The sequence below is a fragment of the Sphingomonas yantingensis genome (assembly GCF_014199325.1).
In the GTDB taxonomy this organism is placed as follows: Bacteria; Pseudomonadota; Alphaproteobacteria; order Sphingomonadales; family Sphingomonadaceae; genus Sphingomonas; species Sphingomonas yantingensis.
The window spans coordinates 1,093,078-1,110,365 of sequence record NZ_JACIJJ010000001.1; the positions used below are offsets into that span (position 1 = coordinate 1,093,078).

The following is a 17,288-nucleotide window of genomic DNA, read 5'->3' on the forward strand; positions in this document are numbered from 1 at the left end:
GGGCTCGAACGGGCGACGATCCATGCCGCTCGCCTAACGCAAAGCGCGGGCCGGCTCAATCGCCCGTTGGGCGGAGGGGACATGCTTGACGATGGCCCGAGGTGCGCCGACAGCATCGCCATGGCCACGTCCCCCCTGTCGCCCCCCCGAAACGATGCCCCCCGCCGGTCGATGCTGATCGCCGGCGCCGGCGGCGTGGCCGCCGCGCTCGTCATCCTAGGGCTGATCGGCGACTGGCAGCTGGCCGCCGGCTTCCTTGCCGCCGCGCTGCTGATCGCGGGCGGCCTCCTCGCTTTCTGGCGCCTGTCGCGCAGCGCCGCCGCGACCGAGGCGAACGAGGACTGGGCGCTCGCCCACGCGCTGGCCGAGGCGAGCGACGGGCCGCTGGCGGTTACCGACCGTTCGGGGCGGCTGGTCTGTGCCAACGATGCCTATCGCCGGCTGTTCGACGGGCTGCCGACGCCGCCGTCGCTTCCGTTCGAGGGGGACGGGGAATCGCGGCTGGGTGCCGCGGGGCGCACCGCATGGCGGGATGGCGAGGGACAGGTCGCGGCGCTCGCGCGGCGCGGGCGCACGCTCGATGCGCGGATCGCGCGCGCGGGCGACGACATGCTCCTCTGGCATTTCGTTGCCGCGCGCGGGGAGGGCGGCACGGGCGCCGCCAATCCGCTGCCCGCCGCGATCTCCGCGATCGCCGGGCCGGTCGGCGAGCGGCTGGGCGCCGCGGGCGTGATGGCGGTCGCGATCCAGCCCGATGGCCGGATCGAGGCGGCGAACCGCGTCTTCGCCGCGCGCGCGACGGGCAGCGCCGAGGCCAATGTCGAGGGCCGTGACTTCGCCCGCCTGATGCTGGCCGAGCCGACCGGCCATGTGCGGTTCGAGCGGGAGGGCGGCGGCGGCAATCCGCTGCGTCTGATCCAGCTGCCGCTGGGTGAGAGCGCCGACGCGCCCATCGTGCTGGCGCTGATCGACGAGGAAGATGCGGGGTTCACCGTGGGGCTGGGCGACGATGTGGCGGCGCATGTCCGCGCGCTGGTCGGCCTGCTCCCTATCGGGCTGGCGATGGTCGATCGCGACGGGCGCTTCGTCCACATCAACGCCGCCTTTGCCTCGGCCACCGCGGTCAACGCCGCCGCACCGCCGCTCTATCCCGGCGACCTGGTGGTGCGCGAGGACAAGGCCGCGCTCGCCGACGCGATCCGCCGCTTCTCCGGCGGGGCGAGCCATGTCGCCGACATGCAGGTGCGCCTCGCCGCGCGGCCCGACGAGCCGGTCGCGCTGACGCTCGCGGGTGCGCGGGGGTTGGGCGACGCATCGGTGATCCTCTGCCTCAAGGAAACCGGCGAGGAGGGGCAGCTCAAGCGGCAGGTGGCGCAGGCGACGAAGATGCAGGCGGTCGGCCAGCTGGCGGGCGGCGTCGCGCACGACTTCAACAACATCCTGACCGCGATCATCGGGCATTGCGACCTGATGCTGATGCGCCATTCGCCCGGCGACAGCGACCATGACGACATCCAGCAGGTGCGCGCCAACGCCAACCGCGCCGCCGCGCTGACCCGCCAGCTGCTCGCCTTCTCGCGCCAGCAGACGCTGCGGCCGCAGGTCCTCCAACTGCCCGACGTGGTGTCGGAGGTGTCGAACCTCCTCACCCGCCTGCTCGGCGAGACGGTACGGCTGGAGGTCAAGCACGGCCGCGGCCTGGGCAGCGTGCGCGCCGATCCGGGGCAGCTCGAACAGGTGATCGTCAATTTGGCGGTCAACGCCCGCGACGCGATGGTCGCGGCCAATCCAGCGGGCGGCGGCACGCTGACGATCGAGACGCTGGCGGTCGGGCGCGCGGCGGTGAAGCGGATGGGCGACGACGTGCTGCCGGTCGGCGACTACGCGGTGCTTCGCATCACCGACACCGGCACCGGCATCCCGCCCGAAATCCTGCCCAAGATCTTCGAGCCGTTCTTCACAACCAAGGAAGTGGGCAAGGGCACCGGCCTCGGCCTCTCGACCGTCTATGGCATCGTCAAGCAGTCGGGCGGCTACATCTTCGCCGAATCACCGCCGGGGCAGGGCGCGCGGTTCACCATCTACCTGCCCGTCAACACCTCGGCCGAGGCGCCGGCGCCGAAGGTCGCGCCCAAGGCGCCGAAGCGCCCCGCCGGCTGGGGCACGGGCACCGTCGTGCTGGTCGAGGACGAGGCAATGGTCCGCGCCGTCGCCGAACGCGCGCTGGTGCGGCAGGGGTACAAGGTGCTGACCGCCGAGAATGGCGAGGCGGCGCTGGAGCTGATCGCCCGGTGCGAGCGGCCCGACCTGCTCGTCTCCGACGTGGTCATGCCGATGATGGACGGGCCGACAATGGTCGCGAAAGTGCGCGAGCGCTATCCCGACCTGCCGATCCTGTTCATGTCGGGCTATGCCGAGGAACAGCTTCGCCGCTCGATCGACCTCGACAACGTCGCCTTCCTGCCCAAGCCGTTTTCGGTGCAGCAACTGACCGAAGCGGTGGGCGGTGTGATGGGCACGGCGTAATCAGGGCTTGGCGCATTGCGCGGGGCGTGCTTATGACGGCCCGATGACCGAGCGCATGCGTATCCTTATCGTCGAGGACGAGCCCCTGATCGCCATGATGCTCGAGGATTTCCTCGATGCGCTGGGCAAGGACGTGGCGGGGACCGCCGAGACGGTGTCGACCGCGCTCGAGGAAGTCGCCAAGGGCGGCGTCGATGCCGCGATCCTCGACGTCAACCTGCGCGGGGGCGAGAAGAGCTGGCCCGTCGCCGATGCGCTGGCCGAGCGGGGCATCCCCTTCGTCCTCGCGACCGGCGGTGACACGCTGGCGCCCGCGCACGCCGACCGCCCGGTGCTGGCCAAGCCGTTCACGATGGACGGCGTCGAGCAGGCGCTGGCGACGCTCTGATCCCCTGCGGCGTCGTGCTGCGGTGCCACGCTGAACGCTAATTTAACCTCTCACCCCGCATAGCATCCTCGTTTCTGCACCGGCGCGTGGACCCTTGTCCGCGCGGCCGGCGCGCCGACGGAGATGATCGATGCGTGTTCGCGTGAAGGCCAAGACGGCGCTGATGACGGGTGCCGCCGCCGTGCTGGTGTCGGGTTGTACCTCCAGCAGCCGGCCCGAGCTTCCGCCCGCGCAGTTCGTCGCGTCGAAGGAGGGGCCGGGCGAGGAATATGTCATCGGCCCGCTCGATTCGCTCCAGATCTTCGTCTGGCGCAATCCGGAGCTGTCGGCGAAGGTCCAGGTGCGCCCCGACGGCCGCATCACCACGCCGCTGATCGCCGACATGCCCGCGGTCGGCAAGACGCCGTCGATGCTCGCCGACGACATGAAGATCGCGCTCAAGGAATATATCAAGGACCCGATCGTCTCAGTCATCGTCGACCAGTTCCAAGGGACGTTCAGCCAGCAGATCCGCATCGTCGGCGCGACTGAGAAGCCCGCCTCGATCCCCTATCGCGCCAACATGACCTTGCTCGACGCGATGATCGCGGTCGGCGGACTGTCCCAATATGCGGCAGGTAACAAGGCACGGCTGGTGCGCTTCGACCGCGAGACGGGTAAGCAGCGCGAATATGCCGTCCGCCTCGGCAAGCTACTGAAGGACGGCGATACTTCGGCGAACGTCCGGCTAGAGGCCGGCGACGTCATCATCATTCCGCAGAGCATGTTCTGATGGACGCGATTTACGACGAGATCAGGGTCGGACTGCACGCCGTCTGGCGTCGCCGCTGGCTGGCGCTCGCCATCGCCTGGGGCATCTGCCTGGCGGGCTGGCTCGTCGTGTCGCAGATCCCGAACCAGTACGTCTCCTCCGCCCGGGTGTCGGTACAGCTTCGCAGCGTGCTGCCCGGTCAGGACAACCCGATGGCGCAGGTCGACCAGCAGCGCGACGTCGATCGCGTGCGCCAGACGCTGCTCTCGGCAGTGAACCTCGAAAAGGTCGTGCGCGGCACCTCGATCGCCAATTCGGTGTCGAGCGACCGCGACGTCGCCGATCGCGTGGCCGCGCTGCAAAAGGCGATCAAGATCACTGCGCAGCCCGACACCAACATCTTCGAGGTGTCGGCGACGATCGCCAATGGCGGGGCGTCGGACGCCTCGAACGCCAAGCTGGCGCGCGAGGTGGTGCAAAAGCTGATCGACATCTTCGTCGAAACCAACCTGGCCGGTACGCGCGACGAGGCGAGCCAGTCATTGAAGTTCCTCGACGAGCAGATCGACCAGCGCCAGCGTCAGCTTCAGGACGCCGAGGGCAAGAAGGCCGAGTTCCAGTCCAAGTACATGGGCTCACTGCCCGGCACCGGCAGCCTCGAGGAGCGCGTCGCCGCGGCGCGCAACCAGCTGGCGCAGGTCAATTCCGACCTCGCCGCCGCGCAGTCGGGGCTTGCCGCGGTCAACGGCCAGATGGCGGGGACGCAGCCCTCGCTGCCCGGTACCGCCGCCAGCGCGATGGGGCCGGCGCGCGCGCGCGTCGCGACGATCCAGGGCCAGCTGGCCGAAGCGCGCGGGCGCGGCTGGACCGACAGCCATCCCGACGTGATCGCGCTCAAGAACCAGCTTGCCATCGCCAATGCCGCCGCGCGCGGCGAGCCGATGGCGGGCGGCGACGGCGGCGCGCCCAATCCGCTCTACCTCAGCCTGCGCTCGATGCAGGCCGACCGCGCGGCCCAGGTTGCGGCGCTCACCCAGCGTAAGGGCCAGCTCGAGGCCGATCTCTCGCGCCTCGACGGCACGATGGGCGCACAGCCCGCTGTGGCGGCCGAGCAGGCGTCGATCGACCGCGACTATCTCGTCCTCAAGGACCAGTACGACAAGCTGCTGGCCAGCCGCGAGCAGGTGCGCATCCGCGCGCAGGCGAACAACGAGGCCGACAGCGTCAAGATCAGCGTGATCGATCCGCCGACGTCCCCGCGCAAACCGACCGCGCCCAACCGGCCGCTCCTGCTTTTCGGGGTGCTCATCGTCGGGCTGGGCGGCGGCGCGGCGGCGGCCTGGGGGCTGTCGAAGCTCCAGACCACCTATCCCACGGTTCAGCGCCTCGAAAAAGCGAGCGGCATGACGGTGCTCGGCAGCATCGGCGAGGTGGTGAGCGATACCGTACGCACCGCGCGCCGCCGCCAGCTCAAGCTGTTCGCGGGCGGGGCGGGGGCACTCGCCGGTGCCTTCCTGATCCTGATGAGCATCGAGTTCCTCCAGCGCGGGCTGGTGGCGTGACGGAGAACGAGAAGATGACCGCCGTCGATCCCCATCGCCCGCCGCGCGCCTCGCTGCTCGAACGGGCCAGCGACTGGTTCGACTACGCCCCGCCGCCGCCCGCGAGCGCGCCGCGGCACGACCCCGTGCCGCCGCCGTTCGAGGCCGCGCCGCCGCTGGCCGAGGAGCCGGCGTTCGTGCCGCTTCCCGTGGACCGCGAGCGCGTGTCGATCGACCGCGAGATGCTGGCCGGCCGCGGCATGCTGATCCCCGGCGCGGCGGTGACGCCGCTTGCCGAAGAGTTCCGCCTCATCAAGCGCCAGTTGCTGATCGCTGCCGACGAGGTCGCCAAAAGCGACAGCGTCAAGGCGCGCGCGATCCTCGTCTGTTCGGCGCGGCCGGGTGATGGCAAGACGTTCAGCGCCGCCAACCTCGCGCTCAGCCTGGCGGCGGAGCGCGATGTCGAGGTGTTGCTGGTCGATGCCGACGTGGCGAAGCCCGACGTGCCACGCGTGCTGGGCTTCGAGCATGGCCCCGGCCTGCTCGATGCGATCGGCGATCCGTCGCTGGACGTGGAGAGCCTGGTCCTCGACACCGATATCCCACAGCTTCAGATCCTGCGCGCGGGCACCCGCGGCCATGCCGATACCGAGCTGCTCGCCTCGACCCGCGCGCGGCAGGTGATCGGCGGGCTCGCCCGCGCCAATCCGCGCCGCATCGTCCTGTTCGATTCGCCGCCGGTGCTGGCGGCCAGCCCCGCGGGCGTGCTTGCCGGCCTTGTCGGGCAGGTGATGCTGGTCGTGCGCGCCGACCGGACCAGCGAGGGCGATCTTCGCGAGGCGGTGGCGCAGCTGGCGGCGTGCGAGCGCGTGTCGCTCGTCCTCAATTCGGTTTCCTTGCGGCCGGGCGGCAACCGCTACGGCGACTATTATGCTTACGGGAGTGAGGCGTGATGCGCGCGACCCTTCTCGCCGCGACGGCGCTGGCCTGCGGCCTAGCGCTGCCGGCGGCGGCCCAGGACCTGCCGGCGGGCAGCCCCGCCGCGCGCGGCGGCGGCTCGCGCGTCGACGTGTCGCCCTATATCAATCTCAGCCAGGTGCTCGTCGCTGACCTCAGCAACGGCAACGATGTGCTGACCTATTCGAGCGTGCAGGCCGGCATCGACGCGACGGTGCAGACGCGGCGCACGCAGGCGCAGCTGAGCTACAATTACGAGCATCGCTTCGCCTGGGACGACAATCTCGACGACACCAGCATCCATAGCGGCCTGGCGCGCGTGAATATGCAGCTGACGCCGAGCATCGGGTTTGAGGTCGGCGGCATCGCGACGCGCGCGCGCAGCGACATCCGCGGCGCGGCGCCCGGCCTGCTGGTCGGCAACGTCGCCAACATCAGCCAGCTCTACGGCGTCTATGGCGGGCCGACGTTTACCAAGCAGATCGACCAGTTCGCGCTCAACGCGGCCTATCGCATCGGCTATACCAAGGTCGAGGTGCCCGACAGCGGCGTCGGCCTCGTCGCGGGGCAGCCGCGGCTCGACTATTACGACGACTCGCTCAGCCATCTCGTCACCGCCAGCATTGGTACGCGCGCCGATACGATCCTGCCCGTCGGCGTCACGCTGTCGGGCCAGTATGAGGGCGAAGATGCGGGCCAGCTCGACCAGCGTTACGAGGGGTGGTTCGGGCGCGGCGACGTGCTGCTGCCCGTCTCGGGCACGCTCGCGCTGACCGCGGGCGTAGGATACGAGCGCATCCAGATCAGCCAGCGCGACGCGCTGCTCGATGCGGGCGGCAACGTCGTGGTCGACGGCAACGGCCGGTTCGTCACCGACGATGCGTCGCCGCGGCGGCTCGCCTACGACATCGACGGGGTGTTCTACGACGCGGGCGTCGTCTGGCGCCCCAGCCCGCGCACGACGGTCGAAGTGCATCTGGGCGAGCGGTACGGCACGTTCAGCGGCACCGGCAGCCTCAACTGGCAGATGAACGAGACCGACGCGCTTCAGGTCGTCGTTTACGACAGCGTGCAGAGCTTCGGCCGCCAGCTCGGCGACGGCATCTCGGCACTGCCGACCAGCTTCAACAACCCGTTCACCGGCCAGGGCAACGCCTATAACGGGTGCATCTTCGGCACCGAGGGCGGCGCGGCGGGCGGCTGCCTCAATTCGGTGTTCCAGTCGGTATCGACCGCCAACTATCGCGCGCGCGGCATCGACGCGGTCTATGCCGTCACGCAAGGACGACTGCGGTTGGGTGCGGGTGCGGGTTATGCCAACCGGCGCTTCTTTGCGCCGGGCAACACGGCGGGCGTGAACCTCGAGGGGATCGAGGACGAAAGCGCCTATGTCCAGGCGTTCGCCAGCCGCCAGCTCGATGGCAATTCGGGCGTGACGGGCGACGTCTTCTACAACTGGTATCGCGGCGGCCTGGGCGGGTTCGAGACGCAGGGCGCGGGCGCGACGGGCGCCTATTATCACAATTGGGGCCGGCTCGACGCGACTGCGTCGGCGGGCGTCTATGTCTCCGACCAGTCGCTCAGCGACGCGGACGTGGTGGCACAGGCGCTGATCGGCCTCGGCTATCGGTTCTGACGGGGGCTGCGATGTACGACACGCATTACGGGCTGACGGGACGGCCCTTTCAGCTGACGCCCGATCCGGGTTTCTGGTTCGATACCGCCACCCACCGAAAGGCGATGGCCTATCTCGGCTATGGCCTGGCGCAGGGTGAGGGCTTCATCGTCATCACCGGCGATCCGGGCGCGGGCAAGACGACGCTGGTCGGCCACCTGATGGGCCGGATCGACCGCGAGCGGCTGCACGTCATCCACATCGTTTCGACACAGGTGGATGCCGCCGACCTGCTCGGCCTCGTCGCTGCCGGCCTCGGCATCGCGGCGAACCAGCCCAAGGCGCAGCTCCTGACCGCGATCGAGCGCGGGCTGCACGCGGTCGCACGCGGCGGCAAGCGCACCCTTCTGATCGTCGACGAGGCGCAGTCGCTGCCGGTTCAGAGCCTGGAGGAGCTGCGGATGCTCTCCAACTTCCAGGCGGGCGGCTATCCGCTGCTCCAGATCTTCCTGCTCGGTCAGCCCGAGTTTCGCCACGTCCTGCACGGTGCGGGCAGCCTCGAGCAGCTGCGCCAGCGCGTCATCGCGATGCACCACCTCGAGCCGATGGGCGTCGAGGAGGTGGAGGCCTATCTGACCCACCGGCTCAAGGTCGTCGGCTGGACGGGCAATCCGTCGTTCGACGAGGGCGCGATCGTCGCGCTCCATGCCTGGTCTGGCGGCGTGCCGCGCCGGCTGAACCAGCTGGCCGCCCGGCTGATGCTCCACGGCGCGATCGAGAATGTCGAGCGCTTCGAGGCGCGGCATGTCGAGGACGTGACCGCCGAGCTCGATGCGGACATGGCCCCGCCCGCACCGTTGCCCGAGCCGGTGGTCCGCCCGCTCGACGTTGCCGCCGCCGCGCGCCCGATCCGGCCCGAGGGACCGCCCCCGCCGCCGTCGCAGCCGCTTGCCACCGAGGCGATGCTGGAACGCCGCGTCGCCGAGCTCGAGGATCGGCTGGAGGCACAGGATGCGGCGCTACGCCGCGTCTTGACGCTGCTCGTCGACTGGGTGGAAAACGACACGCGGCCGGAAAAGGCGATGCTGCGCGGTTCGGCCGCATGAGCGGGATAGGCTTCAGATGTATCACGACCGCGCGCTCGGGGCCGGGCCGATCAACGTCATGTCCGTCGATGTCGAGGACTGGTTCCAGGTCGGCGCGTTCGAGCGCGTGATCGACAAGGCCGACTGGCCGCGATTGCAACATCGGGTCGAGGCGAATACCGACGTCGTGCTCGCGCTGTTCGAGGCGGCGGGGGTGCGGGCGACGTTCTTTACCTTGGGCTGGGTCGCGCATCATTACCCAAAGCTGATCCGCCGGATCGCAGAGGCCGGGCACGAGGTCGCGAGCCACGGTTGGGATCACGACCGCGTGTTCACCATGACGCCCGACGCGTTCCGCGCCGACCTTGCCCGCGCGCGCGCGGCGCTGGAGGATGCCGGCGGGCAGGCGGTGACGGGTTATCGCGCGCCGAGCTTCTCGTTCGATGCGCGCACCCCCTGGGCACATGCGGTGCTGGCGGAGGCGGGCTATGCCTATTCCTCGTCGATCGCGCCGCTGGCTCACGATCATTATGGCTGGCCGGACGCCCCCCGCCGGGCGTTCCGGCCGCTCGCCGAAAGCCCGCTGGTCGAGCTGCCCGTGACGGTCGCGACGGTGCTGGGCCGCGAAGTGACCGCGGGGGGCGGCTTCTTCCGGCTGTTGCCGTCGAGCGTCGTCGAAAAGGCGATCGTGCGTACCAACGCCGCGGGCGACCCGGCGATCTTCTATTTCCATCCCTGGGAGATCGATCCCGACCAGCCGCGCGTGCGGGGCGCGCCGCTCAAATCGCGCCTCCGCCATTACAGCCGGTTGGGCGCGATGGCAGGCAAGCTCAAGCGGCTTGCTGGCAATCACGCGTGGGGGCGCGCCGATACGGTTGCCGCGCGCGCCGCGGCGGCGCTGGCGTGAACGCCCCTTTCGTGCCCCCCGCCGCGACGATCCGCGAGGCCGACCTTTCCGACCCGCGCGACAGTGCCGCGATCGAGGCGTTCCTCGCCGATGCGAGCGACTCGACGCCATTTCACCTGCCGGGCTGGAGCCGCGCGATCGAGCGCGGATGCGGCCAGCGCCCTCACTACCTGATCGCCGAGCGCGGCGGGATCGTCGCGGGCGTGCTGCCGCTGATCGACATTCGCTCGCGGGTCGTCGGTCGCTCGCTGACGTCGGTCGGGTTCGGGGTCGAGGGCGGGATCCTCGCCGACGACGACATCACTCACACCGCGCTGGAGGCGGCGGGCTGGGCGCTGGCGCAGCGGCTGGGCACGCCGACCTTCGAGCTGCGCGGCGGGCGCGTGTCGGGGGAGAGCTGGCACCTCGACGACACGACCTATCTCGACTTCGCGCGCGACCTGACCGCCGATCATGAAAGCGAACTGCTCGCAATTCCGAAGAAACAGCGCGCCGAGGTGCGAAAGGCGTTCGCCAACGACCTGACCGTGACGGTGGGGCGGGGCGACCGCGACTTAGCCGCGCATTACCGCGTCTATTCCGAGTCCGTCCGCAACCTAGGGACGCCGATCTTCCCGCGCGCACTGTTCCGCGCGATCCTCGCCGACATGGGCGAGCGCGCGGACATTCTGACGGTTTGGCAGGGGGAGCGGCCGATCGGCTCCACGCTCAGCCTTTACTGGAAGGGGACGATGTATCCCTTCTGGGGCGGCGGCGTGCGCGAGGCGCGCGCGCTGCGCGGGAACGAGCGCATGTTCTACGCCTATGCCTGCCACGCGCTCGACCGGGGGTGCAGGCGGCTCGACCTTGGCAGGTCGAAGGCGGGGACGGGACCGGCGGCGTTCAAGAAGAACTTCGGCTATTTGCCGCGTCCGTTGGGTTACTGGCGCCGCACGCTGGACGGCGCTGCACCGCGCACGGTCAATCCGCTGGACCCCAAATATGCGCGCAAGACCGAGCTGTGGAAGAAGCTGCCGCTGCCCGTCGCCAATCTGATCGGGCCGTGGATCGCGCGCGGACTGGGGTGATGGGCGCCACGCTGTTCCTTGCGCATCGGGTGCCGTATCCCCCCGATCGCGGCGACAAGATCCGCGGCTGGCATTTGCTCAGGCATCTGGCTGCCAGAGGCCCAGTGCATCTCGTTACCTTTGCCGACGAGCCCCGCGACCTGCATCACGGCGCGGTGTTGGGCGAGGTCTGCGCCAGCCACCACGTCGCCTGGCGCGGCAAGCCGCAATGGCGCGCGGGGCTTGAGGCATTGGCGAGCGGCCAGCCGGTTTCGCTCACCGCCTTCGCCGACACCGGCATCGCGGCGCGGGTCCGCGAATTGCTGGCGCGCGGGGGCATCGACACGATCTTCGTCTTTTCCGGCCAGATGGCGCAGTATCTGCCCAACCGGGCCGACGCACGCGTCGTCATGGACTTCTGCGACGTCGACAGTGCGAAGTTCGCTTCCTACGCCGAGATCGCCGGCCCGCCGATGGGCTGGGTGATGGCGCGAGAGGCGCGGCTGCTGAGCGCGTTCGAGCATGACGTGGCGACGCGCGTCGACGCCAGCCTGTTCGTCAGCGAAGCCGAAGCCGCGCTGTTCCGCGCCGGCGGCCCCGCGCCGCGCGTGTCGGTGGTCGAGAACGGCATCGACACCGCCTTTTTCGACCCCGACGCGGCGTTCGACCGCGGTGCGGCGGTGCCCGGCTTCACCTTCACCGGCCAGATGGATTACGCCCCGAATGTCGAGGCTGCATGCTGGTTCGCGGGCGAAGTCATGCCGCGTCTTGCCGCGCGTGGCATCGACCTGCCCTTCAACATCGTCGGCCGCGCGGCGACGAAAGCGGTGCAGGCGCTTGCCGGTCCGCATGTCTGCGTGACGGGCGAGGTCGCCGACGTCCGCCCCTGGCTCGCCGCCGCGCGGCTCGTCGTCGCGCCGCTGCTCACCGCACGAGGCGTGCAGAACAAGGTCCTGGAAGCGATGGCGATGGCGCGCCCGATCGTCGCCTCAGCCGTCGCTGCCGAAGGGATCGAGCATCGCGGCACGCTGTCGGTCGCCGCGGATGCGGATGCCTTCGCCGACCGGATCGCCGCGCTGCTCGCCGATCGTGACGCGGCCGAGGCGCAGGGCAGGGCGGCGCGCGCCTGTGTCGAGGACCGCTACGGCTGGGCCGCGCGCCTCGCCGCGCTCGATGCGATCCTCGACCGGCCGCATGGCAAGGCAATGGCGGCATGACCGCCGCGGCGATCGCGCGGCCCATGCTGTTCGATGCCGGATGGCGGCGGCACGGGATGCTGCTCGGCCTGGTCGTGTTCGGCCTTGCGCTGCTCTTTCACCGGGACGTTGCCGATCTCGGCGGCATTTACTGGCACTCCGAAACCTTCGGCCATTGCTTGCTCGTCCTGCCCATCTTCGGCTGGCTGGTGCGGCAGCGGCGCGAAGGGCTGGCGGAGCTTGCGCCGACCGGCTGGTGGCCGGGGCTCGCCGTGGTCGGCGGCGGGGCGCTGTGCTGGCTGATCGGTGCGGCGGCAGGGGTGGCGGTGCTGCGGCACCTCGGCCTCGTCGTCATGGTGCAGGGGAGCGCGATCGCCATCCTCGGCCCCAATATCGCCCGTGCGCTCGCCTTTCCGCTCGCGTGGCTGTTCTTCCTCGTGCCCTTCGGCCAGTCGATCGAGGCGCCGCTTCAGGATCTCACGGTGCGACAGGTGATGCCGCTGCTTCACCTGACCGGCGTGCCCGCCACTTATGACGGCGTGCTGATCGTCACCCCCGACGGCGTGTTCGAGGTGGCGGAGGAGTGTTCGGGCGCGCGCTTCGTCCTGGCGATGCTCGCCTTTGCGGTGCTGGCGGCGAATGTCTGTTTCAGGACGTGGCCGCGGCGGATCGCGTTCGTGGCGTTCGCGCTGGCAGCGCCGGTGCTCGCCAACGGCGTGCGCGCATGGGGCACCATCTATGCCGCGCACCTGACCTCGCTCGAGGCGGCGACGGGATTCGACCATATCGTCTATGGCTGGATCTTCTTCGGCGTCGTGATGGCGGCGGTCCTTGCGCTCGCCTGGCCGTGGTTCGATCGCGACGCCGATGCGCCGTGGTTCGATCCGGCGCGCTTGCAGGCAGCGCCGCGCCTCGCTGCCGCGCTGTTGCCGGTCGCCGGAGCATCGCTCGGCATCGCGGTGGCGGCGGCGGGCTGGGCGCACGCCATCGACGTGCGCGCCGCCGCACTCCCGGCGCGGATCGAGCTGCCGCAAGTCCCCGGCTGGCGGCGCGTGCCGATCGACCCGCTCGCGCCCTGGACGCCGAGCTATCCCGGCGCCGACCATTTCCTGATCGGCCGCTATGCCGATGCGTCGGGCGCGACCGTCGACCTCGCGATCGCGGTGCAGGCGAGCCAGCGCGAGGGCAAGGAGATCGTCGGCTTCGACATCGGCCCGATCGTCGAACACGGGCAGTGGCTGCGCGTCGCCGATCTCGCCCCGCTTGACGGCGGCGCGGCGATGCGGATCGTCCATGCCGGCCCGGTCGAGCGCGAAGTGGTGACGTGGCTGCGCATCGGCTCTATCCTGACCGGCGACCCGAAGCGGGTGAAGCTGGAGACGTTGCGCGTGAAATTGACGGGGGGCGACCAGGCCGCGGTCGCGGTGCTGGTAGCGGCGGAGAAGCAGGGGTCGACCGACACGCGCAGGGTGATCGAGCGGTTCGTAGGCGCGCTCGGCCCAATCGAGGCCTTGGCCGACCGCGCCGCCGGGCGTCGTTAGAGTATGTGCGGCATCGCGGGGCTGTTCTACCCCGGCACGCCCAAGCCCGTCGAACCCGGCCGCATCGCTGCGATGTGCGACGCGCTCGCGCATCGCGGCCCCGACGGATCGGGCATATGGACCGCGCCCGGCGTCGGTTTCGGTCATCGGCGGCTGTCGATCATCGACCTGGCCGGCGGGCGTCAGCCGATGGCGACCGACGACGGCGACATCACCGTCACCTACAACGGCGAGATCTATAACTTCGCCGAGGTCCGCGCCGAGCTGGAGGCCAAGGGCGCGCGGTTCCGGACGGCGGGCGATACCGAGGTGCTGCTGCGCGGCTGGCGCGCCTGGGGGCCGGACCTTTTGCCGCGCCTCAACGGCATGTTCGCCTTCGCGATCCACGATGCGCGGACGCAGTCGCTGTTCCTCGCGCGCGACCGGATGGGGGTGAAGCCGCTTCATTATGTGGAGATCGCCGACGGGGGACTCGCCTTTGCCAGCGAATTGAAGGGCCTGCTCGCGCATCCGCTCGTCCGGCGCGAACTCGACGCGACCGCGATCGAGGATTTCATGGGGCTCGGCTACGTGCCCGACGACGCCTGCATCGTTGCGGGGGTACGGAAGCTGCCCGCCGGTCACTTCCTGTTGATCGAGCGCGGCAAGCCCGTGCCGCCGCCCCGCCAGTGGTGGGACGTCGATTTCTCGAAACGCGCCAAGGGCAGCACCGCCGACCTCGCCGCCGAACTGACGGAGCATCTGCGCGCCGGCGTGCGCAGCCGCATGGTCGCCGACGTGCCGCTTGGCGCGTTCCTGTCGGGCGGCGTCGACAGCTCGGCGGTGGTCGCGCTGATGGCGGAGGTGTCGAAGCACGCGGTCAAGACCTGCACGATCGGCTTCGACGAGGCGGGGCATGACGAGCGGTCCTACGCCACCACGATCGCCCGCCGCTTCGCCACCGACCACCGCGAGCGCATGGTCGCCGCCGACGACTTCGCGCTGATCGACACGCTCGTCGCCGCCTTCGACGAGCCGTTCGCCGATGCCTCCGCACTCGCCACCTATCGCGTGTGCGAGTTGGCGCGCGGCGAGGTCACCGTTGCGCTATCGGGCGACGGTGCGGACGAGGCGATGGCCGGCTATCGCCGCTATCGCTTCCATGCGGGCGAGGAGCGGGTGAGGGGGCTGATGCCCGGCCCGCTGCGCCGCGCGGCCGGCGCGCTGGGCGCGGTCTATCCCAAGGCCGACTGGGCCCCCCGGCCGCTCCGCGCCAAGACGACGCTGCTCGCGCTCGCCGAGGACGGCGCGGCCGCCTATGCCAAGGGGGTCGGCGTCACCCGGCCCGAGCTTCGCGCGCGGCTCTATACCGATGCGATGATGCGCGCGCTCGGCGATCATGCCGCCGAGGTGCGCTACTGGCGGACGATGAAGACCGCACCCGGCCGCGATGCGCTCGATGCCGCGCAGTACGCCGATTTCAAGCACTGGCTGCCCGGCGATATCCTGACCAAGATCGACCGCACCAGCATGGCCGTCAGCCTCGAGGCGCGCGAGCCGCTGCTCGACCACCGCCTGATCGAGTTCGCTGCGACGCTGCCCCCCGCGATGCGCATCCGCTCAGGGCAGGGCAAGTGGCTGATGAAGAAGGCGATGGAGCCGTACCTGCCGCGCGACATCCTCTATCGCCCCAAGATGGGCTTCGTGACCCCGGTCAGCGCCTGGTTCCGCGGTGCGCTGGCGGGCGAGGCGGCGGCGCTGGCCCGCTCGCCGATCCTTGCGTCATGGTTCGAGCCGGCGGCAATCGAAACGCTGGCGAGCGAGCATCGCAGCGGGCGCGCGGATCACGGCCGGACGCTGTGGCAGCTGTTGATGCTGGAGCGGAGCGTGGGGCGGTTGTTCGGGTAGGGTGGCAGCGTAAGTAGCCTGTCCGCTTACGGCGCGATTGGCGGGTCACGCCCCCCACTCCGGGTTCGTTTGCGGGACTGACCGAATGGCCGCTCCCATCCAGTTCCGGCAATCCGGGCTTGCAAGACCATCTCTGGAAACCGGTCGTTCATTGGTAGCAATCATACCGGATAATGGCGGCAAGGCGTTGAAAGGCGACGGGGAACTCATGGTCTATTCGCTGGGCAAGAAGAGTCCCTACGATACCGATCCCCGCCACGAAGTGGTCGATGGCGAGGCCTGGGCGAAGGTCGAGTTTCTTCGTCCGGACCGGGTCGATCGGATCGCGCGGGCGCGGCGCTATCCGCTGATGCGCTATGGCTACCCCGTCGTGCCGGACAGTGCGCCGAAGACGGTGCTATGGTCCAGCAGGCGGCTGCCGCCACCCGATTATGCTTTTGGTAACAATGAAATCATGCTGGTGTCGGGCCGGTTCCGCGATCTGGTCGAACGGTTCGAGCCGGACGTTCATCAGTTCCTGCCCGTCGATATGGTGCACAAGAAGGGCGAGGCGCCGTTCGACACCTTCTACTGGTTCGTCTGCTGCCAGCTGATCGACAGCATCGATCCCGATCGTACGACACTGGCGTGGGACGGCGATGACTACGAAGAGCACATGGACGACGGTTTCCGTCGAGGATTCTGGCGCTATGATCACAATGTCAGCCCACCCCCGGTTCCGGCTTACAGTCTTGCGGCGATCGGCGACCGGCACCTGTGGCGTGATCCATATTGGGCGCGTGAGGTCGTTCGGAGTTCCAATGTCTTTGGCGAAGCTATGATAGAAGCTGAGCTGACCGGCTTTGCAATAAACAAGAAGCAAGACGCTTAGGCGCGGCGGGCGGGGGGGCACATTAATGGCATTCGACAGCATTCCGCGTCCGACCGACTGGCTTGGCTATATCAATCCACGCGAGGGCCGCCAATCTGGTTTGCAGGGCGCGCATTTGTTCGCCGACAAGGAGTGGGAACCAGGTAGGCGATTTAATTTCCTTACGCGCCTCGGCTATGGCCCGAACAGCTTCAACCGGACGGTCCGCTTTCCTGCCCATAGCGGACGTTCAGGAGCCTAAATCGCGCTTGGGCTCCCCTGCGCCGCCAGCACCTTTGCATCGCTCGCCAGCGAATGGAGGAAATGGTGCCGCGCTTCGGTCCCCGCCGGATACGCCTTGAGAGCCTTCTCCTGCGCCTCGGTCAGCGTGAAGCGCACATAGCCGCGCTTGGTCAGGCAATCGGCCACGGTGCCGTTCAGCACCCCGGCCACCTCGCGCATCCGTTCGCGGGGGCGGGTGCTGCTGACGATGTGTTGCGACATGGCGTTGATGTTGCCCACGCGGTTGATGTCACCGGTCTGCGCGGCCATGCTCAAAGCGGTCTCGTTGTTCTCCAGCCGCCTCGAGGCGTCCTTGAACACCTTGGCCGCTTCGGTATCTGACACGTCGGCGAAATAGCCCTCGCGCCCGCATTCGACCGCGTCGGCGCGATAGGTGTCGAAGGCAACGCCCGCCTTGCCCCAGCTCGTCACCGCTTTGGGCGGATGCGCGGGCAGGGCGGCCGGCGGCAGCACCGCGAGCGACGCGACCAGGGCGATCCTCTTCATCGGCGCACTCCCTTGCCCGGACGAACCAGAGGCTATGCCGATGCAGGCGGTGCCACAAGGCCCCGCCGAAGCGTTCCGATGCTGTTCGATTAAGTTGGTCGGGACGACAGGATTCGAACCTGCGACCCCCACACCCCCAGTGTGATGCGCTACCAGGCTGCGCTACGTCCCGACCGAGCGGGCGCCTCTACGCGGATCGATCGGGGAGT

15 protein-coding genes and 1 tRNA gene are annotated in these 17,288 nt (G+C 69.5%); 14 read left to right on the forward strand and 2 right to left on the reverse strand.

The features are described from left to right. The first annotated feature begins 120 nt into the window (after positions 1 to 120). From FHR19_RS05555 to FHR19_RS05620, 14 genes are all read left to right on the forward strand, one after another. On the forward strand, positions 121 to 2,526 hold the full coding sequence (locus tag FHR19_RS05555) for a hybrid sensor histidine kinase/response regulator (RefSeq protein WP_184025360.1): 2,406 nt from the start codon (positions 121 to 123) through the stop codon (positions 2,524 to 2,526). A gap of 55 nt (positions 2,527 to 2,581) precedes the next feature. Beyond that, positions 2,582 to 2,914, forward strand: coding sequence for a response regulator (locus FHR19_RS05560; RefSeq protein WP_425505942.1), 333 nt, complete (start codon positions 2,582 to 2,584; stop codon positions 2,912 to 2,914). A gap of 130 nt (positions 2,915 to 3,044) precedes the next feature. Then, positions 3,045 to 3,686 carry an XrtA/PEP-CTERM system exopolysaccharide export protein gene (locus FHR19_RS05565; protein WP_184025363.1) on the forward strand — a complete coding sequence of 214 codons (642 nt, stop codon included), beginning with the start codon at positions 3,045 to 3,047 and terminating at the stop codon, positions 3,684 to 3,686. After that, entirely contained in the window at positions 3,686 to 5,227 is a 1,542-nt protein-coding gene (locus FHR19_RS05570; protein ID WP_184025365.1) for an XrtA system polysaccharide chain length determinant, read from the forward strand. Before FHR19_RS05565 ends, FHR19_RS05570 begins: the two co-directional genes overlap by 1 nt. 14 nt (positions 5,228 to 5,241) lie before the next feature. Beyond that, positions 5,242 to 6,159, forward strand: coding sequence for a P-loop NTPase (locus FHR19_RS05575; RefSeq protein WP_184025369.1), 918 nt, complete (start codon positions 5,242 to 5,244; stop codon positions 6,157 to 6,159). After that, positions 6,159 to 7,799 (forward strand): hypothetical protein, encoded by a 1,641-nt coding sequence (locus tag FHR19_RS05580; RefSeq protein ID WP_184025371.1) that lies wholly within the window; start codon positions 6,159 to 6,161, stop codon positions 7,797 to 7,799. Before FHR19_RS05575 ends, FHR19_RS05580 begins: the two co-directional genes overlap by 1 nt. An 11-nt stretch (positions 7,800 to 7,810) precedes the next feature. Next, positions 7,811 to 8,884: an ExeA family protein gene (locus tag FHR19_RS05585; protein ID WP_184025373.1), complete on the forward strand. Its 1,074-nt coding sequence runs from the start codon at positions 7,811 to 7,813 to the stop codon at positions 8,882 to 8,884. 16 nt (positions 8,885 to 8,900) lie between these two features. After that, positions 8,901 to 9,770: an XrtA system polysaccharide deacetylase gene (locus FHR19_RS05590; RefSeq protein WP_246359291.1), complete on the forward strand. Its 870-nt coding sequence runs from the start codon at positions 8,901 to 8,903 to the stop codon at positions 9,768 to 9,770. Continuing rightward, positions 9,767 to 10,837, forward strand: coding sequence for a FemAB family XrtA/PEP-CTERM system-associated protein (locus tag FHR19_RS05595; RefSeq protein ID WP_184025375.1), 1,071 nt, complete (start codon positions 9,767 to 9,769; stop codon positions 10,835 to 10,837). The genes FHR19_RS05590 and FHR19_RS05595 overlap by 4 nt, the downstream gene beginning before the upstream one ends. Further along, positions 10,837 to 12,033, forward strand: coding sequence for a TIGR03087 family PEP-CTERM/XrtA system glycosyltransferase (locus FHR19_RS05600; protein WP_184025956.1), 1,197 nt, complete (start codon positions 10,837 to 10,839; stop codon positions 12,031 to 12,033). Before FHR19_RS05595 ends, FHR19_RS05600 begins: the two co-directional genes overlap by 1 nt. After that, entirely contained in the window at positions 12,030 to 13,553 is a 1,524-nt protein-coding gene (gene xrtA, locus FHR19_RS05605; protein WP_184025377.1) for an exosortase A, read from the forward strand. Before FHR19_RS05600 ends, xrtA begins: the two co-directional genes overlap by 4 nt. 3 nt (positions 13,554 to 13,556) lie before the next feature. After that, complete coding sequence (locus FHR19_RS05610) at positions 13,557 to 15,440, forward strand: XrtA/PEP-CTERM system amidotransferase (protein WP_184025380.1); 1,884 nt, start codon at positions 13,557 to 13,559, stop codon at positions 15,438 to 15,440. 85 nt (positions 15,441 to 15,525) lie between these two features. Further along, positions 15,526 to 16,311, forward strand: a complete 786-nt coding sequence (locus tag FHR19_RS05615) for an imm11 family protein (protein WP_184025382.1) — start codon at positions 15,526 to 15,528, stop codon at positions 16,309 to 16,311. Positions 16,312 to 16,336: 25 nt separating this feature from the next. Next, entirely contained in the window at positions 16,337 to 16,552 is a 216-nt protein-coding gene (locus FHR19_RS05620; protein WP_184025384.1) for a hypothetical protein, read from the forward strand. Here the strand turns inward: FHR19_RS05620 and FHR19_RS05625 are convergent. After that, positions 16,549 to 17,079 (reverse strand): hypothetical protein, encoded by a 531-nt coding sequence (locus FHR19_RS05625; protein WP_184025386.1) that lies wholly within the window; start codon positions 17,077 to 17,079, stop codon positions 16,549 to 16,551. The genes FHR19_RS05620 and FHR19_RS05625 overlap by 4 nt on opposite strands. A 95-nt stretch (positions 17,080 to 17,174) precedes the next feature. Further along, positions 17,175 to 17,251 (reverse strand) — tRNA-Pro (locus tag FHR19_RS05630). Between the last annotated feature and the right edge of the window lie 37 nt (positions 17,252 to 17,288).